Source organism: Lachnospira intestinalis (genome assembly GCF_040095895.1).
GTDB lineage: Bacteria > Bacillota > Clostridia > Lachnospirales > Lachnospiraceae > Lachnospira > Lachnospira intestinalis.
In genome coordinates, this window is sequence record NZ_JBBMFS010000019.1 from 15,062 (window position 1) to 40,722 (window position 25,661).

The 25,661-nt window shown below is 41.5% G+C and carries 24 protein-coding genes, 1 pseudogene and 1 riboswitch; of the genes and pseudogenes, 24 read left to right on the top strand and 1 reads right to left on the bottom strand.

Features of this window, described 5'->3' with window-relative positions; translation table 11 throughout:
- Positions 1-258: 258 nt before the first annotated feature.
- The 8 genes from rpmH to rsmG all read left to right on the top strand — a co-directional run bounded on the left by rpmH (position 259) and on the right by rsmG (position 7,404).
- Positions 259-393, top strand: coding sequence for a 50S ribosomal protein L34 (rpmH, locus tag WMO37_RS14370; protein WP_022432588.1), 135 nt, complete (start codon positions 259-261; stop codon positions 391-393).
- 222 nt (positions 394-615) lie between these two features.
- Positions 616-990, top strand: coding sequence for a ribonuclease P protein component (gene rnpA, locus WMO37_RS14375; RefSeq protein ID WP_022432587.1), 375 nt, complete (start codon positions 616-618; stop codon positions 988-990).
- A complete protein-coding gene (yidD, locus tag WMO37_RS14380) occupies positions 971-1,213 on the top strand; it encodes a membrane protein insertion efficiency factor YidD (protein WP_227090840.1) in 243 nt (80 codons plus the stop codon). The genes rnpA and yidD overlap by 20 nt, the downstream gene beginning before the upstream one ends.
- 17 nt (positions 1,214-1,230) lie before the next feature.
- Positions 1,231-2,490 carry a YidC/Oxa1 family membrane protein insertase gene (locus WMO37_RS14385; protein ID WP_349155358.1) on the top strand — a complete coding sequence of 420 codons (1,260 nt, stop codon included), beginning with the start codon at positions 1,231-1,233 and terminating at the stop codon, positions 2,488-2,490.
- 30 nt (positions 2,491-2,520) lie between these two features.
- Entirely contained in the window at positions 2,521-3,276 is a 756-nt protein-coding gene (gene jag / locus WMO37_RS14390; protein ID WP_349155359.1) for an RNA-binding cell elongation regulator Jag/EloR, read from the top strand.
- Between the two features lie 67 nt (positions 3,277-3,343).
- The gene (gene mnmE / locus WMO37_RS14395; RefSeq protein WP_022432583.1) at positions 3,344-4,717 is read left to right on the top strand and encodes a tRNA uridine-5-carboxymethylaminomethyl(34) synthesis GTPase MnmE; all 1,374 of its coding nucleotides are present in this window, start codon (positions 3,344-3,346) and stop codon (positions 4,715-4,717) included.
- 51 nt (positions 4,718-4,768) lie between these two features.
- Entirely contained in the window at positions 4,769-6,652 is a 1,884-nt protein-coding gene (gene mnmG, locus WMO37_RS14400) for a tRNA uridine-5-carboxymethylaminomethyl(34) synthesis enzyme MnmG (RefSeq protein ID WP_349155360.1), read from the top strand.
- Positions 6,653-6,687: 35 nt separating this feature from the next.
- Complete coding sequence (gene rsmG, locus WMO37_RS14405) at positions 6,688-7,404, top strand: 16S rRNA (guanine(527)-N(7))-methyltransferase RsmG (RefSeq protein ID WP_022432581.1); 717 nt, start codon at positions 6,688-6,690, stop codon at positions 7,402-7,404.
- A gap of 213 nt (positions 7,405-7,617) precedes the next feature.
- Here the strand turns inward: rsmG and WMO37_RS14410 are convergent, their stop codons facing one another.
- Positions 7,618-8,577, bottom strand: a complete 960-nt coding sequence (locus WMO37_RS14410) for an alpha/beta fold hydrolase (protein WP_349155361.1) — start codon at positions 8,575-8,577, stop codon at positions 7,618-7,620.
- A gap of 286 nt (positions 8,578-8,863) precedes the next feature.
- On the opposite strand from WMO37_RS14410, the gene WMO37_RS14415 reads away from it, so the two are divergent.
- From WMO37_RS14415 to WMO37_RS14485, 16 genes and pseudogenes are all read left to right on the top strand, one after another.
- Positions 8,864-9,883, top strand: a complete 1,020-nt coding sequence (locus WMO37_RS14415; protein ID WP_227090844.1) for a sensor histidine kinase — start codon at positions 8,864-8,866, stop codon at positions 9,881-9,883.
- 18 nt (positions 9,884-9,901) lie between these two features.
- Complete coding sequence (locus tag WMO37_RS14420; protein WP_022432578.1) at positions 9,902-10,546, top strand: response regulator; 645 nt, start codon at positions 9,902-9,904, stop codon at positions 10,544-10,546.
- A gap of 554 nt (positions 10,547-11,100) precedes the next feature.
- A complete protein-coding gene (locus WMO37_RS14425) occupies positions 11,101-11,874 on the top strand; it encodes a ParA family protein (RefSeq protein ID WP_022431386.1) in 774 nt (257 codons plus the stop codon).
- Complete coding sequence (locus tag WMO37_RS14430) at positions 11,875-12,795, top strand: ParB/RepB/Spo0J family partition protein (protein ID WP_349155362.1); 921 nt, start codon at positions 11,875-11,877, stop codon at positions 12,793-12,795.
- 46 nt (positions 12,796-12,841) lie between these two features.
- A complete protein-coding gene (locus tag WMO37_RS14435) occupies positions 12,842-13,405 on the top strand; it encodes a DUF4446 family protein (protein ID WP_227090850.1) in 564 nt (187 codons plus the stop codon).
- A 92-nt stretch (positions 13,406-13,497) separates the two neighbouring features.
- Positions 13,498-14,778: a serine--tRNA ligase gene (serS, locus tag WMO37_RS14440; RefSeq protein WP_022431389.1), complete on the top strand. Its 1,281-nt coding sequence runs from the start codon at positions 13,498-13,500 to the stop codon at positions 14,776-14,778.
- Between the two features lie 59 nt (positions 14,779-14,837).
- Positions 14,838-15,407 carry a cysteine hydrolase family protein gene (locus tag WMO37_RS14445; protein WP_436970298.1) on the top strand — a complete coding sequence of 190 codons (570 nt, stop codon included), beginning with the start codon at positions 14,838-14,840 and terminating at the stop codon, positions 15,405-15,407.
- Positions 15,408-15,768: 361 nt separating this feature from the next.
- Entirely contained in the window at positions 15,769-16,866 is a 1,098-nt protein-coding gene (locus WMO37_RS14450; RefSeq protein ID WP_349155364.1) for a Gfo/Idh/MocA family protein, read from the top strand.
- Positions 16,867-16,913: 47 nt separating this feature from the next.
- A complete protein-coding gene (locus tag WMO37_RS14455) occupies positions 16,914-18,074 on the top strand; it encodes a Gfo/Idh/MocA family protein (RefSeq protein ID WP_349155365.1) in 1,161 nt (386 codons plus the stop codon).
- 81 nt (positions 18,075-18,155) lie between these two features.
- On the top strand, positions 18,156-19,439 hold the full coding sequence (locus tag WMO37_RS14460) for a diguanylate cyclase domain-containing protein (RefSeq protein ID WP_349155366.1): 1,284 nt from the start codon (positions 18,156-18,158) through the stop codon (positions 19,437-19,439).
- Between the two features lie 105 nt (positions 19,440-19,544).
- On the top strand, positions 19,545-20,525 hold the full coding sequence (locus WMO37_RS14465) for a diaminopimelate dehydrogenase (protein WP_349155367.1): 981 nt from the start codon (positions 19,545-19,547) through the stop codon (positions 20,523-20,525).
- Positions 20,526-20,532: 7 nt separating this feature from the next.
- On the top strand, positions 20,533-21,153 hold the full coding sequence (locus WMO37_RS14470) for a sugar O-acetyltransferase (RefSeq protein WP_227090859.1): 621 nt from the start codon (positions 20,533-20,535) through the stop codon (positions 21,151-21,153).
- Positions 21,150-21,242, top strand: a pseudogene (locus WMO37_RS14940) (transcriptional regulator); the annotation flags it as partial. The gene WMO37_RS14470 and the pseudogene WMO37_RS14940, both read left to right, overlap by 4 nt.
- Positions 21,243-21,350: 108 nt before the next feature.
- Positions 21,351-21,427: riboswitch (Fluoride riboswitch) on the top strand.
- Positions 21,428-21,474: 47 nt separating this feature from the next.
- Positions 21,475-22,656 carry a cation:proton antiporter gene (locus WMO37_RS14475; RefSeq protein WP_349155368.1) on the top strand — a complete coding sequence of 394 codons (1,182 nt, stop codon included), beginning with the start codon at positions 21,475-21,477 and terminating at the stop codon, positions 22,654-22,656.
- Between the two features lie 153 nt (positions 22,657-22,809).
- A complete protein-coding gene (locus tag WMO37_RS14480; RefSeq protein ID WP_349155369.1) occupies positions 22,810-23,769 on the top strand; it encodes a ketopantoate reductase family protein in 960 nt (319 codons plus the stop codon).
- A 147-nt stretch (positions 23,770-23,916) separates the two neighbouring features.
- Entirely contained in the window at positions 23,917-25,497 is a 1,581-nt protein-coding gene (locus WMO37_RS14485; RefSeq protein WP_349155370.1) for a glucose-6-phosphate isomerase, read from the top strand.
- Positions 25,498-25,661: the final 164 nt, after the last annotated feature.

The window sequence follows — 25,661 nt, forward strand, 5'->3', positions numbered from 1 at the left end:
CCCATAAATGCGCTTTTTCGTGTTTTTTTACACAGGATGTTGTAAATTTATCCCCAACTTATCCCCAATTTGTGGATAAGTTGGGGATTACTGTGCATAGCTTGTGGGTATTTGTGGAAAAGACAAAGAATACAAAAAATATCGAAAAAACACTTGACTTATAGATGTTTTATTTTTATAATTAGAAGCGATGTTTTTAAATTTGATTAGAAAATTCCTGCCATATACAATCATGGTGTGAAAAGGAGGTGCGTATAAATGAAGATGACATTTCAGCCTAAGACAAGACAGAGAGCTAAGGTTCACGGCTTCAGAGCAAGAATGAGTTCAGCAGGTGGAAGAAAAGTTTTAGCAGCAAGAAGAGCAAAAGGAAGAAAAAGACTTTCAGCTTAAGAGTTGTTTCAAGAAGGCAGATGAGTGCGGAACAAGGCATTTATCTGCCTTTTTTTACTTTTAAGATATAGTATGGAGGAGTAGTGTGAAAAATCCTTAAATCGGAGATTTTTCACACAAAACTTTGTGCCGCAGGCGTCACAAAGTTTCCGTTATCACAGAACTGAATAAATTCAGTCCGTGTTTCCTCCGGCATTAAAATGCCTGCGGAATGGAGGAGTTATGAAATATCAGAATTTTGAAACATTAAAGAAAAACAGTGAGTTTAAGAGCGTCTATCAGGCGAAACACTCTTATGCAAACAAGTATATCATTATGTATATACTTCAGAATGGAACGGATACAAATAGACTCGGCGTATCTGTGAGTAAAAAAGTCGGGAACAGTATTGTCCGGCACAGGCTGGCAAGGCTTATACGCGAAGCATTCCGGTTAAATGTTACACAGGTAGCACCCGGATATGACGTTGTGGTAATAGCAAGAGCCGGTCTGAAAGGAAAAGGTTATAAAGAAACCGAAAGTGCGATGCTCCATCTTTTAAAGCTGCATCATATTTATAATAAGGAAGAAAAAGTCCATGAAGAAAGTGATCATTAAACTAATACACTTTTACCAGAGGGCAGTTTCACCGTATAAAGGACGCAGCATGTGCATTTATTATCCGACCTGTTCCCAGTATGCCCTGGAAGCGGTCGAACAGTATGGCGCATTAAAAGGTGGATGGATGGCATTTAAAAGAATATTAAGGTGCAATCCCTTTGCAAAGGGCGGATATGATCCGGTACCCATTGTGTACAAGCCTAAAAAGGGAAGGCACTAAAAAATGGAGGTATCAGTTTGGGTTCAATTTATAATGCAATTATCAACCCGATTGCGTGGGTATTCGGTAAAATACTGGATTTCCTGTTTATGGGACTGCACGCGATTGGATTGGGAAACATTGCAATTGCAATCATTGTATTTACATTTCTGGTAAAAATCCTTATGCTTCCGCTGACTGTAAAACAGTCCAAGATGATGAAATTAAACAATATCATCATGCCGGAGGTCCGTAAAATCCAGGATAAATACAAGGATAAGAGAAACGATCAGGAAGCCATGTTAAAAATGCAGGCAGAAACAAAGGCTGTCTATGAAAAATATGGTACATCACAGATGGGCGGCTGTATTCAGATGCTGATTCAGTTCCCAATCTTAATGGCAATGTACCGTGTTATCCAGTACATTCCAATGTACGTAGGACAGTTAAAAAATCTGTTTATCAACATTTTGACAGGAACAGACGGCGGTATTATGAATGTTTCCGGCTATGCGGATATTATGGCGGAAAACTTCAAGATGACGGGCAGAATGACAAATGTGGACTGGGGTAATATTGATTCTGCGGTAACTGCAATGAATTCATTTTCAGCAGACCAGTGGGAAACATTAAAATCTTTATTCCCGGCATATGCAGGCGTGATTGCCGAAAATCAGACAAAGATTACGGAAATGAACACATTTTTAACGATTAATGTATCACAGAATCCGACCTTCGGATTGAGTATTGCTGTATTAATTCCAATTCTTTCCGGTCTTTCACAGTACATCAGTGTAAAGGTGTCACAGGGAAATACTCAGATGGATCCGGACGATCCGACAGCGGCATCAATGAAGATGATGACACTGTTTATGCCGATTATGTCAGCATTTATCGCATTTTCTGTACCGGCAGGTCTTGGTGTATACTGGATTGCGACAGCCGTTTTCCAGACAATTTTACAGGTGCTTGTAAACCGTCATTATGATAAGATGGGTGTGGATGCGATTGTTGCAAAGAATGTAGAACGCATGAACAAGAAGCGTGCCAAGAACGGTCTTCCGCCGGAAAAGATTGCTAAAAATGCAGTAACCAACACAAAGAAGCTTGATTCTATCGAAAAGAGCAGACAGCGTGTAGAAACACTTCAGGCAAAGAAGGAAGCCAATGACAAGAAGATGAAGGAAATTCTTTCATCGACAGAATATTATAAGTCAGCCAAACCGGGAAGCCTTGCAGAAAAGGCAGGAATGGTTGCCAGATATAATGAAAAGAACACAAAAAATACAAAGAAGTAATCAACCTGCTTAACGCAAAAGGAGGAAATTATGGATTATATTGAAATTTCAGGAAAAACAGTAGATGATGCCTTAACGGAAGCACTTGTAAAGCTTGAAACAACAAGCGATAAAGTGGATGTGGAAGTTGTGGAAAAGGGCAGCTCCGGAATCTTAGGATTGTTTAACAAACCGGCAGTCATCCGTGTACGCAGAAAAAAGGATAAAGACATCTTAGAAGAAGATGTGGTTGCAGAAGTATTCCATGAGGAAGAAAAAAAGGAAGAACCTGCCGTGGCACCGGCAACGGAAAAGAAGCCGGAAATGACAAGAGAAGAAGTAGAATCAAGAATCAGAAACTTCCTCTCAGACCTTTTTAACGCAATGGATATGGAAGTTGCCGTAGAGATTACATTTAATGATAAGGAAGAATGTATCAATGTCGAATTAAAGGGCGGCAATATGGGCGTTTTAATCGGCAAGAGAGGTCAGACACTCGATTCTATCCAGTATCTTACAAGCCTTGTAGTTAATAAGGGAAGAGAAAAGTATGTAAGAATCAAGATGGATACAGAGGATTACAGAAACAGAAGAAAAGAAACGCTTGAATCCCTTGCAAAAAATATTGCATATAAAGTAAAGCGCAGCAGACGTCCTGTAGCTTTAGAACCGATGAATCCATATGAGAGAAGAATCATTCACTCTGCATTACAGAATGATAAATTTGTATCGACAAAGAGCGAAGGTGAAGAACCGTTCAGACATGTTGTGATTTATCTTGATAAAGAAAAAAGTGCAAACAAATAGTATGAATTTTAAAATGGCTGTGGTATGATATACTACAGCTATTTTTGATTAGAAATGGAGTGTAGTTATGGAGGATACGATTGCGGCGATTTCCACAAGCACAGTCAGCAGCGGTGGAATCAGCGTTGTAAGAATCAGCGGGGAAAATGCACTGTCAGTGGCACAACAGGTATTCCGCTCAAAAAAGAATAAAAACGTAGAGGACATGGAAAGCCACACGGTCCACTATGGCAATATTTATAACGGTGAAGAACTGATTGATGAAGTGCTGATGGTTGTCATGAAAGCACCGAATACGTATACAAGGGAAGATGTTGTGGAAATTGACTGTCACGGCGGTATTCTGGTGACGAAAAAGGTACTGGAAGCTGTGCTTTCTGCGGGAGCGCGCCTTGCAGAGCCGGGGGAATTTACAAAAAGAGCCTTTTTAAACGGAAGAATCGACTTATCGCAGGCAGAAGCGGTGATTGATGTCATTCAGTCCAAGAACGAATATGCCTTAAAATCCTCTGTCAGACAGCTCAGTGGAAAACTTTCCGAAAAAATCAAAGGACTCCGGGAGCTGGTTTTAAACAATGTTGCCTATATTGAGGCGGCATTAGACGATCCGGAACACATTTCGCTGGATAACTATGTGAATAAACTGTCAATCGATGTGGATAAGTGTGTGGATAATGTGGATAACTTGTTGAAAACATGTGATAACGGCAGGATTGCAAAGGAAGGTATCCGCACGGTGATTCTCGGTAAAACCAATGCAGGAAAGTCAAGTCTTCTTAATGCCCTTGCAAAGGAGGAGCGTGCTATTGTAACGGACATTGAGGGGACAACGAGGGATACGCTTGAAGAACAGATTACAATCGGCGGAATCCAGTTAAATCTTATTGATACGGCGGGTATCCGTGACACGGTGGATTTTGTGGAAAGTATCGGTGTGGAAAAAGCTAAGAAACTTGCCACGGAAGCAGATCTGGTTATTTTTGTCGTGGACAGCACGCGTACACTCGATGAAAATGATAAGGATATCATTTCACTGATACAAGACAAAAAAGTGATTACGCTGCTTAATAAATCGGATCTGACACCGGTTGTTACGCCGGAGGAAATGAAAAAGCGGCTGGACTGCTGTGTCATTCCGATTTCCGCAAAAGAAGAAACGGGACTGGATAAGCTTGAAGATGCTATAAAAGAGCTGTTCTTTTCGGGAAATCTTGAATTAAATGAGGATATTTATATTGCCAATCAGCGGCAGAAACAGTTACTCATTGAAGCAAAAGAAGCCTTTCTTTTGGTAAAAGACGGCATTGAGAGTGGCATGAGTGAGGATTTCTTAACGATTGACTTAATGACTGCTTATGAAAAATTAGGATATATTATTGGTGAAGAAGTAGAAGATGACCTTGCAGATAAGATTTTTAAAAGCTTCTGCATGGGTAAATAAAGTGAAAGTTGTGCAGTGTCTGCCGTTGCGCGGACAGGTTGGAGGAAAATTATGCCGAATATACGGGAAGAATATGATGTAATAGTAGTAGGTGCCGGACATGCAGGCTGTGAGGCGGCACTGGCAGCGGCAAGAATGGGATTAAATACCATTTGTTTTACCGTCAGCTGTGAGAGTATAGCCATGATGCCATGTAATCCGAATATCGGAGGTAGTTCAAAAGGACATCTTGTAAGGGAAATTGATGCGCTGGGCGGTGAAATGGGGAAAAATATTGATGCAACCTTTATCCAGTCTAAAATGCTTAATAAATCCAAAGGTCCTGCGGTACATTCCCTTCGTGCGCAGGCGGATAAGTCGGATTACAGCCGCCGGATGAGAAAGGTTATGGAAAATACCGAAAATCTGTTTGTCAGACAGGCGGAGGTTACGGAAATTATGGTCAAAGATGGCGTGATTCAGGGTGTAAAGACACTCTCAGGCGCGCAGTATTTTGCAAAAGCCGTTGTACTTTGTACCGGTGTATATTTAAAGGCAAAATGTATCCACGGTGATGTCAGCTATGAAACCGGTCCAAACGGCTTACAGGCAGCCAATCATCTGACGGCATCTTTAATTGAAAACGGTATTGAAGTGCGCAGATTTAAGACGGGTACACCGGCAAGAGTGGACAAGCGTTCCATTGATTTTAGTAAGATGACAGAGCAGTTTGGTGACGAGCGCGTGGTGCCGTTTTCATTTACAACTGACCCGGAAACGGTACAAAAAGAACAGATTTCCTGCTGGCTGACATATACAAATGAAGAAACACATCAGATTATCCGTGATAACCTGGACCGTTCCCCGCTGTATTCCGGTGTGATTCACGGTACAGGACCGAGATACTGTCCGTCTATCGAGGATAAGGTCGTTCGTTTTGCAGATAAAGACCGCCATCAGGTATTTATCGAGCCGGAAGGACTTTATACCAATGAAATGTATCTGGGCGGTATGTCCAGTTCCATGCCGGAGGACGTGCAGTATGCGATGTACCGCACCGTACCGGGGTTAGAGCATGTAAAGATTGTAAGAAATGCTTATGCGATTGAATATGACTGTATCAGTGCCGTACAGTTAAAGTCTTCGCTTGAATTTAAGAAAATCCGCGGTTTATTTGCAGGCGGACAGTTTAATGGAAGTTCAGGCTATGAAGAAGCAGCGGCACAGGGGATTGTTGCAGGTATTAATGCGGCGCAGTATGTCAAGGGCAAAGAACCGTTTATCTTAGACCGCTCTGAGGCTTATATCGGCGTTTTAATTGATGACCTTGTGACAAAGGAATCTACAGAGCCGTACCGTATGATGACATCCAGGGCAGAGTATCGTCTGCTGTTACGTCAGGATAATGCGGATTTACGTCTGACAAAGCGCGGATATGAGGTCGGATTAATCAGTAAGGAGCGTTATGAGGGCGTTCTTGAAAAGGAACGGCTGATTGCAGAGGAAATTGAGCGTGTAAAGTCCGTCAATATCGGAACGGGCGCACAGGTGCAGGAACTGATGCAGCAGTACGGCAGTACGGAATTAAAGACCGGTGCGACACTTGCAGAGCTGATTAAGCGTCCGGAGCTTTCTTATCAGGCACTGGCGCCGCTTGACACACACAGACCGCAGCTGCGGGAAGATATTGCGGAACAGGTCAATATCAACCTGAAATACGAAGGCTATATTGAAAGACAGTTACGTCAGGTAGAACATTTTAAAAAGCTGGAAAAGAGAATTATCCCGGAAACGATGGACTATACGGCAATTAACGGACTGCGTGTGGAGGCAATGCAGAAGCTTGAAAAATTCCGTCCACATTCAATCGGACAGGCATCCAGAATTTCAGGTGTATCTCCGGCGGATATTTCGGTTCTTCTGGTTTATATGGAGCAGTTCAGAAGAAGAAAGTAATCATTTTTCCTCAGAAAATAAGGAGAATTATCAATATGAATTTTACAGAGCAGTTAAATGAAGTAGGCATTGTGTTAAATGATACGCAGAGAAGCCAGTTTGACAAATATTTTGAAATTTTGGTGGAATGGAATGGTTTTATGAATCTGACAGGCATTACGGAATATGAAGAAGTGCTTGTTAAGCATTTTTTAGACAGCCTTGCCGTCGGAAAATACAGTGAAAAGTTTGCGGGAAATCCTGAGCTTTCTATTATAGATGTAGGAACGGGCGCCGGATTTCCGGGACTTCCGTTAAAAATCGCTTATCCACAGGCAAAAGTGGTGCTTCTGGATTCGTTAAATAAGCGTGTAAAATTCTTAGATGAAGTGATTACGCAGCTGGGACTTACGGGTATTACGGCGGTACATGCGCGCGCAGAGGAAGGTGCAAGAAATGCAGCTTACCGGGAGCAGTTTGACATTAGTGTGTCGCGGGCTGTGGCTAACTTATCGACACTTGTGGAATACTGCCTGCCGTTTGTAAAAGCCGGTGGATATTTCATTGCGTATAAGTCCGGGGATATTGATGCGGAAGCAGAGGGCGCAAAAAGGGCGGTGTCCCTGCTTGGCGGAAGAATTGAAAGCGTGGAAAAGATGACACTGCCGGGAACAGACATTGAGCGGTCGTTTGTCTTTGTAAAAAAGGAGAAGCCGACACCGAAGAAATATCCGAGAAAAGCAGGACTGCCCTCAAAAGAGCCGTTGGGGTAAACGTACAGAAAAAAATGTGCAATTATAAGTGTAGATAGAAGTATAAAGATAAACTGACAGATAAAGAATAAAATCAGCCGTAGCGTATGTAAAAGAACATATGTCACGGCTGTTTTTTAAGTGAATATAACGGTAAATGTCTGTAAGATGTATCTGTGCGGTACGATAACAGTGTTACCAATCTGTTATCGTACCGCACAGGCAGTATACAGATTAAATCTGGTTAATATAGATGTTTAAGGTGTTGACAAATTCCTCCGGCTGTTCAATCTGCGGAAGAACCTTTGCATTTGGAATCAGATAGGTTTCAATCGCAGGATTTAAGTCGGTATATTCTTTAATAACGGCACGCATGTCGGTGTTTTTATCGCCGGATACGATATAAATGCAGTTATCAAGCTGGCTGACAGCACGTGATATGGAGGCCGTTGTATAATGGCACTGTGTACTGGCAAAGAGGTATTTGGCAGAAGCGCCGCCTAAATGCGCTGTTTCATGGTAAGCCTTGCAGGTTTCACGCGGAATCATATTCTGATATGCAAACAGCTCGTTTGTAAATTTGCGGTTGATTTCGTGGCGGTTTACAAAAATATTGTAAAGCATTGTGCCAAGAACCGGCGTATTTAAAAGCATTTTACGGATATTGCTGTGCTTCCCCGGATTAATCATGGCATGTCGGATGCCTTCAGGGCTTACAAGAACAATCTTATCAAAAAGATATGGATTGTTGTAAGCTGCCATAATGGTAAGCGGTGCAGACTGTCCGGTGGCAGCTACGCTTACACGGCGTGCAATTACATTTACAATAAAATCATTGAGCAGCTGGGTATACATATAGGCGGTGTAGGTAATATTCGGTTTGTCAGAATAGCCGCAGCCCAGCAGGTCAATGGTGTATACGGTGTGTTTTTTGGCGAGCGCTTTTACAACACGCTTCCATTCATAAGACGAACTTTCCGGTTTTAAATCGTGAATTAAAAGGAGCGGTGAACCCTTACCACAGACGGTGTAGGCAACATTTCCCAATCTCCATTTGTATTTTAAAATTGACTTGTTTTCGGTAATCTTATCTGAAACAGCAGCCTGAAAAATGCACTGGTTTATAATATGTGCGGTTGTAAAAGCTGCGGTCCCCATTCCGGCAGCAAGACCTAATTTTTTCCATTTATTCATAGCTATCTCCATTCCGCTGCATAGCAGCAATCGTTATAAAATAACGGGTAACCCGTCCCAATATTATTATCTCCTATTATAATGGAAAAAGGCTGAACTATCAACGATAAATGCACGAACACAAAAGAAATGAAAAAAACATTTTCAGGGATTAAAATAATCTAGTAGAAAAGTACTTTAAATATTCCACAAAATAGAGTATTATATATAGTAAAAGCATTAATACGTGATAGAATATAATATATATTAAATATAAAAAATATTCATGTACTATAAGGGGACAACGATGGATGAAATACAAAAATATCTGACGGAAGAATTACAGTCTGCAAAAGAAGAAAAAGAGAACCTGGAAGAGCAGATTCATAAGATTGAAATTGAGACAGAGCTGATTTGTCAGGCAATAGATAAAATTGTAATGAATCAGGATGCAACAAGCCTGGTATTTATGTCAGAGGAAGAATTTCAGGGATTTGACGGGACAGAGATAAAAAAGCTGAGTCAGAAAAAGACAGCTCTTGCAGAAGAAAAGCTACGGCTTCAGCAGACGGTTTCCCAGACAGCACGCCGGATTGCAAAGCTGGAGCGGCTGCTGAAACAAAGCACTGGAAAGTTGAAAGAAGATTCGACCGGGGCTAAAAAGGTTTATAATACATATGAAGTAATATATATGCAGGAGGCTGACCGTCAGAGAATTGCCAGAGATATTCATGATACCGTTGTCCAGGGGCTGACTGCTTTAATACATAAAAATGAATTTGTGGGAAAGATTTTTGAAACAGATAAGCAGCGGGCACAGTTGGAATTGAAAAAGAATAATAACGTTATCCGGGATTCCATTAACGAACTGCGCAATATTATATTTGATCTTCGACCCATGTCTTTAGATGATCTTGGATTTGAAAAAACATTTTATACAGCAATTGAAAAAATAAAAGGAACAACACAGATGGTTGTGAAAGCTGATTATCTGTGCGATACTGATTCAATGAATCCGATTATCGGAATTACGGTTATCCGGATAATACAGGAATTATGCAGCAATTCTATTAAATATTCAAAGGGAACAAAAATCCAGGTTACGATAAAGCAGGATAAGCAGAATGAACTGCTCATTTTGTATTCAGATAATGGAGAAGGATATGATTTGAACAAACCGACGGATTGTACAAAAAACAATACCGGATTTGGATTGAATATGATGCGGGAGAGGATTGCACTGTTACAGGGAAAAATGGAAGTGTGTTACAAAGACGGAGAACTTTCTTATACAATCCGGATTCCTTTAGATACACAGAAAATATGAAACTGGGAGGAATTATAAATGTCTGTTAATATATTATTAGCTGATGACCATTTGATGGTGCGGGAAGGATTAAAACAAGTATTGGAATTAGATCATGATATTGATGTAATCAGTGAGGCAAGCGATGGATATGAATGCCTGAATCTGATTAATAAGACACACCCGGATGTAGTGCTGCTTGATATTAATATGCCAAACCTTGACGGCTTACAGGTATTGTCGATTATGAAACAGCAGAAAATGAAAAGTAAGGTGATTATGCTTACGATTCATAAGGATGTAGATTATCTGATTGAGGCATTGGATGCCGGATGTGACGGTTACGTTTTAAAAGATTCAGATTCGGAAACATTGAAAAAAGCAATTTTTGATGTATATAATGGAGAAACATTTATTGAACCAAGCTTAACAGTATTGCTTAATTCAAGTCTGGCAGAGCGTGATGTAATGAAAGACAAACTCAGTGAACTGACAAAACGTGAAGTTGAAGTTTTGAAATTAATTGCAAGTGGAATGTTTAATAAAGAAATTGCATCTACTCTTTGTATCAGTGAACGGACAGTTAAAAATCATGTGTCAAATATCTTTAAAAAGATAGAGGTATCAGACAGAACACAGGCAGCTGTATTTGCAATAAAAAATAATCTGGTTGATATTAAATAGCTCTCGTAAAAACAGCTTTTATAAAAGAAAATAATTGCTATTGTGTGATTGCAAATATATCGATAGATAAATGATAAATAAAATTATGGAGAATGGTATAAAGGAAATGAGTCTTTGTACCATTTTTTATTTTGCAGAAAAACAGATATGCAATATTTATATCTGAGAAAATACTTCTAAAAAAATGCAACGGTTATACAATGGTTTGGTTTTTGCAGGTGCTTTAATTTTTGAATGAAACAGACAGTGAGTTAAAATCACATTAAGCAATAAGCAAAATTAAATAAAAAGTGTTTCACGTGAAACATTGTGGCTTTTTATAGGAATCAAGTGAAAATAAAGAAAAAATGAAATTAAATAAAATGGGAAAATTCTATAGATATCTAATATAAAAAATGCTATAATATTTACGGTGTGTCTGGGTCAAAAGCTATTCATGTACATATGAGCATGATAAGACTTTTTGAATTTTTGACCTTAACATTTTTATGTTGGACGGCTAAAGTGTTTCACGTGAAACATTGATTAAGAATGCCGTCGGGATTGGAGAATAAATGGGGAGAATTATAGCAATTGCAAACCAAAAGGGCGGCGTTGGAAAGACGACAACAGCAATTAACTTGTCCGCCTGCCTGGCAGAAGCAAAACAGAGAGTATTAGTCATTGATATTGATCCGCAGGGAAATACCACAAGCGGTCTTGGAATTGATAAAGAAGAAAAAGAAAATACAATCTATGAAGTTATGCTGGGTGAAATTTCGATTGAACAGGCTATCTGTAAGGAAGCATTTGATTGTCTGGACGTAATCCCTTCTAATGTCAACCTTGCAGGTGCGGAAATCGACCTTATTGATATAGAAGACCGCGAGTATATTTTAAAGAAAAGTATCGCTCAGATCCGGAAAAACTATGATTATATTATATTGGACTGTCCGCCGTCTTTAAGTATGCTGACAGTCAACGCAATGACTGCAGCAGACACAGTACTTGTGCCGATTCAGTGCGAATACTATGCATTGGAAGGATTAACACAGCTGATACATACAATTCATCTGGTTCAGAAAAAATTAAATCCAAATCTGGAACTGGAGGGTGTTGTCTTTACAATGTATGATTCCAGAACCAATCTTTCATTACAGGTTGTGGAAAATGTAAAAGATAATTTAAAACAAAACATCTATAAGACAATTATTCCAAGAAATATCCGGTTAGCCGAAGCACCGAGCCATGGACTGCCAATCAATATTTATGATACAAAGTCCAGTGGTGCAGAAAGTTACCGCTTATTGGCACAGGAAGTAATGAACAATAGAAATGAGGGAAAATAAATGGCAGTAGCGAAGAAAAGCAAAGCATCTTCAAAAGGTCTTGGAAAAGGATTGGGAAATCTTATCCGGGAATCGGAAGAAGATGAAAATGTAGTAGTAAAGGAAGTAGTCAAAGAAGTTGTTGTAAAAGAACCGAGTGAAATGAAAGTTCGTCTGTCACAGATTGAACCAAACCGGGAACAGCCAAGAAAAGTATTTGATGAAGATGCGCTGATTGAATTGTCGGAATCGATTAAACAGTATGGCGTCTTACAGCCGCTTCTGGTTCAGAAAAAGGACAAGTATTATGAAATTATTGCCGGTGAAAGAAGATGGCGTGCAGCAAAGCTGGCAGGTGTCAAAGAAGTACCGGTTATTATAAAAGACTACTCTACACAGGAAGTCATGGAGATTGCGTTGATTGAAAATATTCAGCGTGAAGACTTAAATCCAATAGAAGAAGCGCAGGCATATCAGCGTTTAATCAAAGATTACCGGTTAAAGCAGGATGAAGTCGCGGAAAAGGTATCAAAGTCCCGTGCGGCAATTACGAATTCGCTGCGTCTGTTAAAGCTTGATGAACGTGTACAGGAAATGGTTATGGAAGGCAAATTAAGCAATGGTCATGCCAGAGCCATTATCGGAATAGAAGACGGCGACCAGCAGTATCAGGTAGCACAGAAAATTTTTGACGAGCAGATGAGTGTCCGTGAAACGGAAAAATTGATGAAAAATCTGAACCGTCCTGAAAAACCGGAAAAACAAAAGCCACAGAATGATTTTGTGTACCGGGATATTGAGGAAAAGATGAATAAAATTATGGGTACAAAAGTCGTTATTAAAAACCGGGAACACGATAAGGGTAAAATTGAAATTGAATATTATTCACAGGCAGAGCTGGAAAGAATCTATGATTTGCTGAAACAGATAAAAAATGAATAATTCAATATTTTTTACACTTATACTATAAATATAGGAGCAAACGATTATGATAAATTTTTTTGATTTATTTTCAGTGGATACCCTGTATATTGTCTTGGGACTTGCCGGGGTAAGCCTGATTACGCTGATTCTTGCAATTGTTGCGCTTTGTAAGGCAGCAAAGTTAAAAAAGAAATACCGTTCCTTTATGGAAGGTGCAGATGGAAAGTCGATTGAGAGTCTGATTCATGAACATCTCGATGAGATTGAAAGTATCCGAACAGTCGGTGAGAAAAACAGTGCGGCAGTGAAAGATATTTACGAAAAAATGCAGTATACATTTCAGAAGGTGGGCATTGTGAAGTATGATGCATTTCATGAAATGGGTGGAAAGTTAAGCTTCGCATTATGTATGCTGGATAAAGTCAATAACGGATATATTATCAATGTAATGCACAGCAATAACGGCTGTTTTGCTTACATTAAAGAGGTTGTTGACGGAAAGTCGTACATTGAACTGGGCGATGAGGAAAACCAGGCATTACAGCAGGCTGTGGCAGGACGCATGGGTGATGCTGATCTGGGCAGAAAAATCAATGATGCGATTCAAAAAGATGTTTCCGTAGATTAATTATGGGGAAAATTATATAAAAGACTGGAAATGAATAAAAAAACGTTGTATGATGGCAATGAATTGAAAAATTGAAATGGAGATTATGGAAAATGTTAGATTTAAAATTTGTAAGAGAAAATCCGGAAATTGTAAAGCAGAATATTAGAAATAAGTTTCAGGATAGAAAGCTTCCGCTGGTAGATGAAGTGATTGAACTGGACGAGCAGGCAAGAGCAACCCAGACAGAAGCCGATGAGTTAAGAGCAAACCGTAACAAGCTTTCAAAGCAGATTGGTGCATTAATGGCACAGGGCAAGAAAGAAGAAGCGGAAGAAGTAAAGGCAAAGGTCAATGCCGATGCAGAACGTTTAAAGGAACTGGAAGCAAAGGAAAGTGAATTAAACGCAAGAGTAAAGGAAATTATGATGACCATTCCGAACATCATTGACCCAAGCGTTCCTATCGGAAAAGACGACAGTGAAAATGTTGAAATTGAAAAGTTCGGTGAACCGGTTGTGCCGGATTATGAAATCCCATATCACACAGATATTATGGAGAAGTTTAACGGTATCGACTTAGAAGCTGCCGGAAAGGTTGCCGGTAACGGTTTCTATTATCTGATGGGAGATATTGCAAGACTTCATTCAGCTGTTATTTCTTATGCAAGGGATTTTATGATTGACAGAGGATTTACTTACTGTATTCCGCCGTTTATGATCCGCAGCAACGTTGTTACAGGCGTTATGAGCTTTGATGAAATGGATGCCATGATGTATAAGATTGAAGGCGAAGATTTATATCTGATTGGAACAAGCGAACATTCCATGATTGGTAAGTTTATTGATACAATTACACCGGAATCTGAACTGCCAAAGACTTTAACAAGTTATTCACCATGCTTTAGAAAAGAAAAGGGTGCGCATGGTATTGAAGAACGTGGTGTATACAGAATCCATCAGTTTGAAAAGCAGGAAATGATTGTTGTGTGTAAGCCGGAAGAAAGCAAGATGTGGTTTGACAAGCTGTGGCAGAATACCGTAGATTTATTCCGTTCACTGGATATTCCTGTAAGAACACTGGAATGCTGCTCTGGCGACCTTGCAGATTTAAAGGTGAAGTCTATTGACGTAGAAGCATGGTCACCTCGTCAGAAGAAGTATTTTGAAGTTGGTTCATGCTCTAACTTAGGAGATGCACAGGCAAGACGTTTAAAAATCAGAGTACAGGATGAAAATAAGAAGAAGTACTTTGCACATACATTAAACAATACAGTTGTTGCACCACCTAGAATGTTAATCGCATTTCTGGAAAACAACCTTCAGGCAGACGGAAGCGTAAAGATTCCAAAGGTACTTCAGCCATATATGGGTGGAAAGACAGAAATCCGATAAGTACCGTATGTAACCGTGCAGGGGGAAATGCTTAGAAAAGGCATTAAAATGCCTGCGGAATGGAGGTCCGTGTGAGTAAAAAACTATTAGTAGTCATAGATATGCAGAATGACTTTATTACCGGTGCTTTAGGCAATGCACAATGCCGGGCGGTAGTTTCTAATGTCGTTAAAAAGGTAAATCACACCGATGCAGATATTGTGTATACATTGGATACACACGGAGAGGATTATCCGGACACACAGGAAGGCAGAAAGCTTCCTGTGAAACATTGTATAAAAGGAACACCGGGCTGGGAACTGATTCCTGAATTAGAACACATTCAGGAGAAGACACATTTTGAAAAAAATACGTTTGGTTCAACAGGACTGGCAGAATGGATTCGCAAACAGGGATATACAGAAGTGGAGCTTATCGGTGTCTGTACAGATATCTGTGTTATCAGCAATGCAATGACGATAAAGGCATTTAACCCTGAAGTAGAAATCAGTGTAGATGCCGGATGCTGTGCAGGAGTTACACCACAGTCCCATAAGACAGCACTTGATGCAATGAAGGGCTGTCAGATACGGATTGAGGAATGGATGCTTAAAAATGATGACAAGATGTTGACCTCTGATAGACAATGAATATCATGAGCCGGATAAGACAGTGCAGTCTTATCCGGCTCTGTTTTTTACTGCCGGTGTGTGTGTTTAATGCCGAATAATAAAAATTTTATGTAAAAGATATGTAATCCACAATGATTTCAGTATTTGTTAAAAGACAAAATGGTTATAATAAAACAAATGGGAAGTAGTGTGAAAAATAACGCTGATGCGCTTATTTTTCACACAGCACTTTGTGCCGCAGGCGTCACAAAGTCGCTTTTTATCGCAGAGCCAAATAAGATTTGGCTCGCGATTCCTCCGGCATTAAAATGCCTGCGGAATGGAGATTAGTGTGAAAAATCGCCGCTTTACAACAAGTCGTTCAGAAATGAGGATTATTATGGGAAAGTATCATTTTATAATTATTGGAGCGGGCTGGAGAGCCCTTTATTATGTAAGAATTGCAAAGGCAATGCCGGATATATTCTGTCTGGATGCGGTGTATTGCAGAACGCAGGAAAAGGCAGACAAGATTGCGCGGGAATATCAGATACATACCACAACATCAAAAGAGGAATGTGCTGCATATAAACCGGATTTTGCCGTTATAGCGGTGAATAAAGCGGAGATATACAATGTGGCGGTGGAGTGGATGGACAGAGGCATAACAGTTCTTTCTGAAACACCGGCCGCGCTGGATATAGAAGCACTAAAGAAGCTTTACGGATATTATAAAGCCGGTAAAAAGCAGGTTGTTGCAGAACAGTACAGGGAATATCCATCCAATAAGGCAGCACTTAGACTGATTGGCAGCGGTATTATAGGCAATGTAAACTGTATGAATATTTCACTTGCGCATGAATATCACGGAGTGAGTCTTATGCGTGCTTATCTTGGAATCCGCCCGGATGAAAATTTTACGGTATCAGGTAAAATGTATGAATTTCCAACAACAGAAACGCTTACAAGATATGAGCAGTTTACGGACGGAAGAATTGCCAATAAGAAAAGGTGTGTTGCGGCATTTGAATATGACTGCGGTAAGACGGCATGGTATGACTTTGATTCTGAACAGTACAGATCCCCTATCCGCAAAAATACCGTTAAAGTTCAGGGCATACGGGGTGAAATGATAGATGACCGCATTTATTATCTGGATAAGAACAACAAAGGGCAGGCGGATCAAATTATAACCGGTTTTCATATTACCCGGACGGATAATCCGAATCCAAATCTGTCAGAAATTTATGAGGTAGAAAAAATATCCTGCGCGGGAAAAGTATTATATGAACCACAATGGGGACTGCGCGGTTTATCAGAAGATGAAACGGCGGTTGCCACACTCATGATAAAAACGGCGTTATATAACAGGGATGAAGCGCCTGCACCGTACAGCGTGGAAGATGCAATTGCAGATGCGTATGCCGCTATATTGCTGAAAGAGGCAGTAAAGACGGGAAAATGTATAAGAAGTGATATGAAACGGATTAAGGAATAAGAATATCGGGATATAGATGATATAGATAAGGAAGGACGGCGGAAAATATGCAGGATAAAGTATTAAAAATGGCACTGATAGGTGTAGGAAATATGGGAAAAAAGTATGCACAGATGATTGTATCGGGTGAAGTTTTGCATATGAAGCTGGCAGCTGTTGTTATAAGGCGGGATGAGCAGATAGCATGGGGAAAAACACTTGTAAATGTTGACGGACAGCCGGTGGAGATATTCAGAAGTGCAGATGAATTGTTTCATGCAGCAGAATCAGACCCGTCTTTATTTGATGCGGTGCTTATAGCAACACCACATAAGACCCATAAGGAACTGGCGGTCAGAGCTTTTGAATTAAAAAAAGATGTCTTATGTGATAAACCGGCGGCGGCAGATATTGGTGAAGCACTTGCAATGAATGATGCGGCAGAAAAAAATGACAGAATTTACGGGCTGGTTTTTCACCAGAGATTATATCCTAAATATATGAAGATAAAAGAAATGATAGATTCCGGCGAAATAGGAACATTAAAAAGGGTCAGTCTTATCAATTCCAGATATTTAAGAACTTCACATTATCATAAGTCCGGTTCGTGGAGAAGCAGCTTTGCAGGTGAAGGCGGCGGAGCGCTTATTAATCAGGGACAGCATATTCTGGATATATTCCAGTATCTGTTTGGAATGCCGCAGAGATTGTTTGCAGTGATTCCTTTTGGCAAATACAATCCGTTTGCGGTTGATGATGAAGATACGATTGTGATGGAATACGATACGGGTATGACCGCTTCATTTATTTTAACCACGGGAGAGGCCTGTTGTGAAGAAAGAATGGAAATTATAGGAACAAAGGCAAGACTGCTTTTGGAGGATAACACGCTGTCAATTACAAGGTTTGATGATATTGAAAAATATATAAAAACAGAAGATGTCAACTCAAGAGAGCATCTGCATTTTACGGAAGAAAAAATTATGTATGAAAAGTCAGCAGAGCCTTATACACAACTGCTTGAAAAATTTGCACAGGCTGCCTTAAAACACGACGAAGGCTGTCTGGTGGCAAAAGGTGCGGAAGGGCTTCATTCACTGATGCTTTGTGCGGGGGCATATTATTCGGCATGTAAAGGGATTCGTGTTGACCTTCCCCTGGATGCGGTGCGGTATAAAGAATTGATGGATAACCTTATAGAAGATGAGAAAAATGCACCTGTTATGTAAAATAGCGGAAGCTGCCTTTAAATCATTGTCCAGACGGGAAAACAGGGTGGTTACGGGATTGCCGTAAGAAAACCGGTTTATTTGGAGGATGAAAGCGGACAGGAGTTTTTTTGGGGATTTACGATTGTGATTATCCGTGTGCCGGAAATTTTTTCAGATTCCGTAAAACCGCTTTCAGATTTTGGATATCAGTACTGCTTATCCAAGACAGGTTCTCCTTGGGAAGAAGCATATGAGGTTGTGGATTGTTCAGGCGGAAGTATCAGTGCTCCGGTTTCCTATACATTTGAAATCGGCGGCAGTGTTTGGAAGCTTGAAGTTATGCCGCAGAACGGCTGGGTGGAAAAAAGCTATTTATATAGTATTTTTGGCGGTGGACTGCTGATAGTGTTGCTTTTGACAGGATTAACGGCAGCACTGCTGATTCTTGATGAGAATCGTCAGGAGTTAAGAAAACTTGCGCTGACGGATGCCTTGACAGGTATTTATAACCGTCACGGTTTTGATAAGCATGTGACAGTATATATGAAAAAGTATCCCGAAAAGCACTGTGTCGGTGTACAGTTTGATATTGATGATTTTAAATTGATTAACGATATTTACGGACATGCTTCCGGGGATAAGGCACTGCAGATTCTCGCGGAAAGCATGCGGAAGTTTTTTCCAGATCATGCGGTGCTTGGTCGAAACGGTGGTGATGAGTTCTGCATTTTTCTGCCGGACTGCACCTGCAAAGAAGCAGAAGAAAAACTGGTACAGTTTACAAAACAAAAGCGTTTCTTTGTTTATGAAGGTGAGGAACGCGCATTTAACATTTCGCTTGGATATGCAGAATATCCGGTTCATGCAAAATCGCAGCTGCAATTAATGCACTGTGCCGATGCGGCACTTTATGAGGTGAAATTGCGTGGAAAAAAGGGAAGCCTGGTATATGATGAGGGATTTGATCCAGAAGTCCGTACACAGCTTGGATTTGCACTGCGGGATATTTCAGAAAATCTTCCGGGAGCCTTTATTATTTACAAGGCAGACTATACGGATGATGAAATTCTATTTGCAAACAGTGAATTAATACGGTTGGCAGGCTGTGAAAATATTGAGGAATTTATGACATATACACAGCGGAGTTTCCGCAGTCTGATTCGTGAGGACGAAAGAGAAGGTGTGGAGCAGAGTATCTGGCAGCAGATTGGAACAGGGCAGTGTAATGATTATGTGCATTTTTATCTGAAAAAGAAAGATGGTACCTATCTTAAGGTGCTTGACCATGGCAGAATTGTGGAGAGCGGTCATTACGGAAAAGTGTTTTATGTATTAATTATGGATTGGGATTCTATGAAGGAAAAGTACAGGGATTCTTTATAAAAACACATTTGTTAAAAAGGTAAAGCAGAAAGCAACGGCAGTTGACAGTTACGGACACAAAAAGTAAAATAAATAAAGACTATTTATAATAGAAGGAGAACAAAGATGAGAATTGGCATTTTAGGTTATGGAAACCTCGGCAGAGGGGTAGAGTGTGCAATTAAGCAGAATCCGGATATGGAGCTGGCGGCTGTATTTACAAGACGTGCGCCGGAAACGGTGTCTATCCTGACAGAAGGTGCGGCAGTATGCTCCGTTGATGATGTGGAACAGTGGAAGGATAAGATTGACGTCATGATTCTGTGCGGCGGTAGTGCAACGGATTTACCGGAGCAGACACCAAAGTATGCAAAGCTGTTTAATGTGGTAGACAGTTTTGATACACACGCAAGAATCCCGGAGCATTTTGACAATGTAGATGCAGCGGCAAAGGAAAGCGGACATGTCGGCATTATTTCAGTCGGCTGGGACCCGGGTATGTTCTCATTAAACCGTATGTATGCAAATGCAATTTTACCGGACGGACAGGACTATACATTCTGGGGTAAGGGGGTCAGTCAGGGTCATTCTGATGCAATCCGCCGCGTAGAAGGCGTAAAGGACGGCAAGCAGTATACAATTCCTGTGGAAGCGGCACTTGAAGCTGTAAGAAACGGAGAAAATCCACAGCTTACTACAAGACAGAAGCACACAAGAGAGTGCTTTGTGGTACTTGAAGAAGGTGCAGATGCGGCAAAGGTAGAAGAAACCATTAAAAATATGCCGAACTACTTTGCAGATTATGACACGACTGTTCATTTTATCAGTGAAGAAGAATTAAAGGAAAAGCACAGTGGTATTCCGCATGGCGGATTTGTAATCCGTTCCGGAAAGACCGGCTGGAATAAAGAAAACCAGCACGTGATTGAATACAGCTTAAAACTGGATTCTAATCCTGAATTTACCTCTTGTGTTATCGTGGCTTACGCAAGAGCGGCATATCGTCTGTACAAGGAAGGTCAGACAGGCTGTAAGACAGTATTTGACATTGCCCCGGCTTATTTAAGTGCAAAAGATGGCGCTGAATTAAGAAAGAGCCTGCTGTAGAAAAATTATGACAGAAAAAGAAAAAATGCTCGCGGGACAGATATACGACCCATCAGATGAAGAACTGTTAAAGCTTCGTCAGAATGCGCATATTTTAAGCAAAAAGTATAATGACTGTTTTGAAACAGATGCGCAGAGGACGGATTTACTGCATGAGCTTATACCGCATATGGGTGAAAATGTGTATTTACAGGGTCCTGTCCAGTTTGATTACGGCTGTTTTACGGAAATTGGAAAGAATACATATGCAAATTTTAATTTCACGTGTCTGGACTGCGCACCGGTAAAAATCGGAAACGACGTATTTATCGGACCGAATGTATCCCTGCTGACACCGGTACATCCGTTTCGTTTTCAGGACAGAAATATGTACCGGCGCGCAGATGGTGTATACGCAGACCGGGAATATGCAAAACCGATTACAATAGGGGACAACTGCTGGCTTGCCGGAAATGTAACAGTGTGCGGCGGTGTCACGATTGGCAGTGGTACGGTTATCGGTGCGGGAAGTGTGGTCACACACGATATTCCGGCAGGTGTCCTTGCGGCAGGCGTTCCGTGCCGGGTTATCCGGGAGATTACGGAGGAAGATGCGTTGTCATGCCACCCGGAATTATTTGGTGTATAGCAGGAAGTATCGGGACAAATCCCGTGATTGTAAGAAAAATTTTACAGCAGTTAAAGGCGGAGGGATTGGTTGAGGTATCCAGAGGAACCAGAAAAGGAAAAAGTAAGTTCATGGGAGTCTTTTTGAGTGTCATGCGGAAATTTCGTGTGATACTCCTTTTTTAATATCTTGAAAATAACTTCCGGTTATGCTATCTTATAAAACAAGGGAATGAAGTACTCCCGAAGTGAAAAACACTTAAACCGCTTATTAAGCTGATGACTTCTGCGATGAAATAAACGCAGAAGCTGTCAGCTTTTTTTGCGTAGAAAAGAGGAATGTATGTTATTAAGTATTGCATTGATTTTGCTGGTCGGAATGTCTATGGGCTGGATTTGCAGGAAAATAAAACTGCCGGGTCTGCTTGGAATGTTGATTACCGGTATTGTGCTAGGTCCGTATGTGTTAAATATGCTGGATATAAAGCTTCTTGGCATATCGGCAGATTTAAGAAAAATCGCCCTGATTATTATTCTGACAAGAGCGGGGCTTGGACTGGATTTAACGAGCTTAAAAAAAATCGGAAGACCTGCGGTTTTAATGTGCTTTGTGCCGGCAACGTTTGAACTGGCGGGTATGCTGCTTTTAGCGCCGCGTCTTATGGGAATGAGCCTTTTGGAAGCGGCGGTCATGGGCGCAGTGCTTGCGGCAGTATCGCCTGCGGTCGTCGTTCCGCGCATGGTAAAGCTTATGGAAGAAGGCTACGGTGTCAAAGAGGGGATTCCGCAGTTGATTCTTGCGGGGGCATCGGTCGATGATGTCTATGTCATCGTGCTGTTTTCGACATTTTCGGGCATGATGCAGGGGGAAGGCGCATCGGTTATCCGTTTTGTTAATATTCCGGTGTCTATTATTTTAGGAATGATTATCGGTCTGACAATTGGCATTCTGCTTGCATTTTATTTTCAAAAAGTGCATATTAGAGATACGGCAAAGGTACTGATTATTCTTGGTATTTCATTTCTGCTGGCAGCAGCCGAAGACAGCCTGACAACACCTGTTACCTTTTCGGCGCTGATTGCGATTATGTTTATCGGCGTGGGCTTGCAGAGAAAGCGGGAAGCTGTTGCAAAAAGACTTGCCGTAAAATACGGAAAACTGTGGGTAGCGGCAGAGGTCTTTTTATTCGTACTGGTCGGTGCAACTGTTAATATCGGTTATCTTGGCAGGGTTGGCATGCGTGCATTGCTGATGATTGCAGGTGCATTGCTGTTTAGAATGGCGGGCGTTTGGGTCTGTCTGCTGGGTACGGGTTTGAAAACAGGCGAAAAGGCATTTACAATGCTTGCGTATACACCGAAAGCCACAGTTCAGGCGGCAATCGGCGGGATTCCGCTGGCGCTGGGTTTTGCGTGCGGCGATACGGTACTGACGGTTGCGGTATTGGCAATTGTGTTGACTGCGCCGCTCGGGGCATTTGCGATTGATTTATCGTACCGGAAGCTGCTGACGAAAAGTAAGTAAGAATGGAGATTAGTGTGAACAAGCCATAAATGAAAGCTTGTTCACACAGCGCTTTGTGCCGCAGGCGTCACAAATCCGCTTTTTATCGCAGAACTGAATAAATTCAGTCCGCGATTCCTCCGGCATTAGAATGCCTGCGGAATGGAGATTAATATGCAGATAAAAAAAGTTGCGGTTTTAGGAGCGGGAGCGGTTGGCTCTTATGTAATATGGGGACTTTCACAGGCAGAAAATCTCAGCCTTGGAGTGATTGCGGAAGGGGAGCGCGCCGGGCGCTTAAAAGAAAACGGTTGTCTGATTAACGGACAGGTTTACCGTCCGGAGGTCTGGACACCAAAGGAAGCGCACGGCGCAGACCTTTTAATTGTATCGTTAAAATACGGCGCACTGGCGGGCGCATTGGACAGCATTGCGCAGGCGGTGGGAGAACACACAATCGTAATGAGTTTAATGAACGGTGTAGACAGCGAAGAAATTATTGCGCAGAAAGTGAATCCCGATAACATTTTGCATGCACTGATTAAAGTGGCATCCCACAAAGAAGAGAACGGTTACTGCTTTAATCCCGAAACGACAATCGGTATCATCTTCGGGGAAATCAAGCCGCCGTTTGAGAGTGAACGTGTACAGGCGGTGTGTACACTTTTTGAAAATGCGCAGATACATTTCCGTGTAACAGACTATATTAAGGAAGAAATGTGGAGCAAATTCCGCCTGAATGTGTGCAATAACCTGCCGCAGGCAATCTTAGGCGCGGGTGTCGGCTGTTACAACGATAGCACGCATATGAAAGCCATCAGTGAAGGACTGAAAAAAGAGCTTGAAGCCATTGCACAGGCAAAGGGTATTGACATCGGAAAAGCCGACAAGTCATCTTCCCACGGAAGTGCAGTGCTGCCAAAGACACGCTATTCGACATTGCAGGACTTAGATGCGGGACGGCACACCGAGATTGATATGTTTTCCGGGGCGTTAATGCGGATGGGAAAAGAACTAGGCATTCCGACCCCGTATAATGAATATACCTATCACATAATTAAGGCGCTGGAAGAAAAAAATGACGGAAAATTTGATTACAGTAAAGATACGCAGGAATCGACGTGGTCAAAATAAAAATGTGTCTAAATTTACGATTTATGACATTGAACTTCAATAGGTTTGAGAGTATAATTTAACATATGTATCAAAGGTATCAGGGAATGTTTCTATTTTACCTGGAATACGCATATTATATTATGAAATGTTGGGGAGGACATGGTTATGGCTACATGGAAGAATTTAGACACACTGGAAACTTTTAAGGCACTTTCAGAGGTAAAACGCGTGAAGCTGGCAGAGGCAATGTCAGGGGTAGAAGGTGCAGAGCGTGTAAAGAAGTACAGTGTACCGATGGCAGAGGGATTTTCTTATAATTTTGCCGCAAAGCAGGTGGATGATGAAGTGCTAAATGCGTTAAAGGCACTGGCAGAAGAAGCTCAGCTTGCAGAAAAATTTGAAGAACTCTACAACGGTGCGGTAATAAATACCGGAGAAAACAGACTGGTACTTCACCAGCTGACCCGTGGACAGCTGGGTAATGCAGTAGAAGCAGACGGCGTGGACAAGCGTGAATTTTACGTAAAACAGCAGGCGCGGATTGCGGAATTTGCCAATAAAGTACATAACGGCGGAATTACCAATGCCGCAGGCGAGAAGTTTACAACGGTTGTACAGATTGGTATCGGCGGCAGCGATTTAGGACCGCGCGCGATGTATCTGGCACTGGAAAACTGGGCAAAGAAGAACAATACGTTAAAGATGAAGGCGCAGTTTATCAGCAACGTAGACCCGGATGATGCCGCCGCAGTTTTAAATGCAGTGGATGTGGCACATGCCCTGTTCGTACTGGTGTCAAAGTCCGGCACAACCCTTGAAACATTAACCAATGAATCCTTTGTAAAGGAAGCGTTAAAGAAAGCAGGCTTAGATGCTTCAAAGCATATGATTGCCGTAACAAGCGAAACTTCACCGCTTGCAAAGAGTGATGATTATCTGGCTGCATTTTTCATGGACGACTATATTGGCGGTCGTTTTTCATCGACATCAGCCGTTGGCGGCGCTGTACTGTCACTGGCATTCGGACCGGACGTTTTTGCACAGTTCTTAGAGGGTGCGGCGGCAGAAGATAAGCTTTCAGCCAATAAAAATGTTATGGAAAATCCTGAAATGTTAGATGCACTTATCGGCGTATATGAGCGCAATGTACTGGGCTATCCGGGTACGGCAGTACTTCCGTATTCACAGGCATTAAGCCGCTTCCCGGCACATTTACAGCAGTTAGACATGGAATCTAACGGTAAGTCCGTGAACCGTTTTGGCGAACCGGTGGATTATCCGACAGGTCCGGTCATTTTTGGTGAACCGGGAACCAACGGACAGCACTCCTTCTATCAGCTGCTTCATCAGGGAACGGATATTGTGCCGTTGCAGTTTGTAGGTTTCAGAAACAGCCAGATTGGCACGGATATTGAAATTCAGGGAAGTACAAGCCAGCAGAAGCTGTGTGCAAATGTTGCCGCACAGATTGTTGCATTTGCCTGTGGTAAGTCAGATGACAACCGCAACAAGAATTTTGAAGGCGGACGTCCGTCCAGCATTATTATTGGTGACAGTCTTACACCAAAGTCACTGGGCGCTCTGCTTGCGCATTTTGAAAATAAGATTATGTTCCAGGGCTTCTTATGGAATGTCAACAGCTTCGACCAGGAAGGCGTACAGCTTGGCAAGGTGCTGGCAAAGCGTGTGCTTGCGCATGAAACGGACGGCGCATTAAAGGTTTACAGCGATTTGTTAAACATTTAATCAGACTGTCGTATATACAGTAATTGTATATACGACAGCCTTTTGTATAATGGGGCTGTCGCACTAAGAAATTAGTGCGATGCCCCCTTTTTTATGTTAATGTGGTATATAATCTAAAAAAAATAAATCCCAGGCTTCGAAAACCCTGGGATTTATGGTAAAAT

Bases quoted from the DNA above. Each gene is read 5' to 3' on its own strand.
- rpmH (WP_022432588.1), top strand. From the start codon at position 259: ATGAAGATGACATTTCAGCCTAAGACAAGACAGAGAGCTAAGGTTCAC.
- rnpA (WP_022432587.1), top strand. From the start codon at position 616: ATGAAATATCAGAATTTTGAAACATTAAAGAAAAACAGTGAGTTTAAG.
- yidD (WP_227090840.1), top strand. From the start codon at position 971: ATGAAGAAAGTGATCATTAAACTAATACACTTTTACCAGAGGGCAGTT.
- jag (WP_349155359.1), top strand. From the start codon at position 2,521: ATGGATTATATTGAAATTTCAGGAAAAACAGTAGATGATGCCTTAACG.
- mnmE (WP_022432583.1), top strand. From the start codon at position 3,344: ATGGAGGATACGATTGCGGCGATTTCCACAAGCACAGTCAGCAGCGGT.
- mnmG (WP_349155360.1), top strand. From the start codon at position 4,769: ATGCCGAATATACGGGAAGAATATGATGTAATAGTAGTAGGTGCCGGA.
- rsmG (WP_022432581.1), top strand. From the start codon at position 6,688: ATGAATTTTACAGAGCAGTTAAATGAAGTAGGCATTGTGTTAAATGAT.
- WMO37_RS14410 (WP_349155361.1), bottom strand. From the start codon at position 8,577: ATGAATAAATGGAAAAAATTAGGTCTTGCTGCCGGAATGGGGACCGCA.
- WMO37_RS14415 (WP_227090844.1), top strand. From the start codon at position 8,864: ATGGATGAAATACAAAAATATCTGACGGAAGAATTACAGTCTGCAAAA.
- WMO37_RS14420 (WP_022432578.1), top strand. From the start codon at position 9,902: ATGTCTGTTAATATATTATTAGCTGATGACCATTTGATGGTGCGGGAA.
- WMO37_RS14425 (WP_022431386.1), top strand. From the start codon at position 11,101: ATGGGGAGAATTATAGCAATTGCAAACCAAAAGGGCGGCGTTGGAAAG.
- WMO37_RS14430 (WP_349155362.1), top strand. From the start codon at position 11,875: ATGGCAGTAGCGAAGAAAAGCAAAGCATCTTCAAAAGGTCTTGGAAAA.
- WMO37_RS14435 (WP_227090850.1), top strand. From the start codon at position 12,842: ATGATAAATTTTTTTGATTTATTTTCAGTGGATACCCTGTATATTGTC.
- serS (WP_022431389.1), top strand. From the start codon at position 13,498: ATGTTAGATTTAAAATTTGTAAGAGAAAATCCGGAAATTGTAAAGCAG.
- WMO37_RS14445 (WP_436970298.1), top strand. From the start codon at position 14,838: ATGGAGGTCCGTGTGAGTAAAAAACTATTAGTAGTCATAGATATGCAG.
- WMO37_RS14450 (WP_349155364.1), top strand. From the start codon at position 15,769: ATGGGAAAGTATCATTTTATAATTATTGGAGCGGGCTGGAGAGCCCTT.
- WMO37_RS14455 (WP_349155365.1), top strand. From the start codon at position 16,914: ATGCAGGATAAAGTATTAAAAATGGCACTGATAGGTGTAGGAAATATG.
- WMO37_RS14465 (WP_349155367.1), top strand. From the start codon at position 19,545: ATGAGAATTGGCATTTTAGGTTATGGAAACCTCGGCAGAGGGGTAGAG.
- WMO37_RS14470 (WP_227090859.1), top strand. From the start codon at position 20,533: ATGACAGAAAAAGAAAAAATGCTCGCGGGACAGATATACGACCCATCA.
- WMO37_RS14475 (WP_349155368.1), top strand. From the start codon at position 21,475: ATGTTATTAAGTATTGCATTGATTTTGCTGGTCGGAATGTCTATGGGC.
- WMO37_RS14480 (WP_349155369.1), top strand. From the start codon at position 22,810: ATGCAGATAAAAAAAGTTGCGGTTTTAGGAGCGGGAGCGGTTGGCTCT.
- WMO37_RS14485 (WP_349155370.1), top strand. From the start codon at position 23,917: ATGGCTACATGGAAGAATTTAGACACACTGGAAACTTTTAAGGCACTT.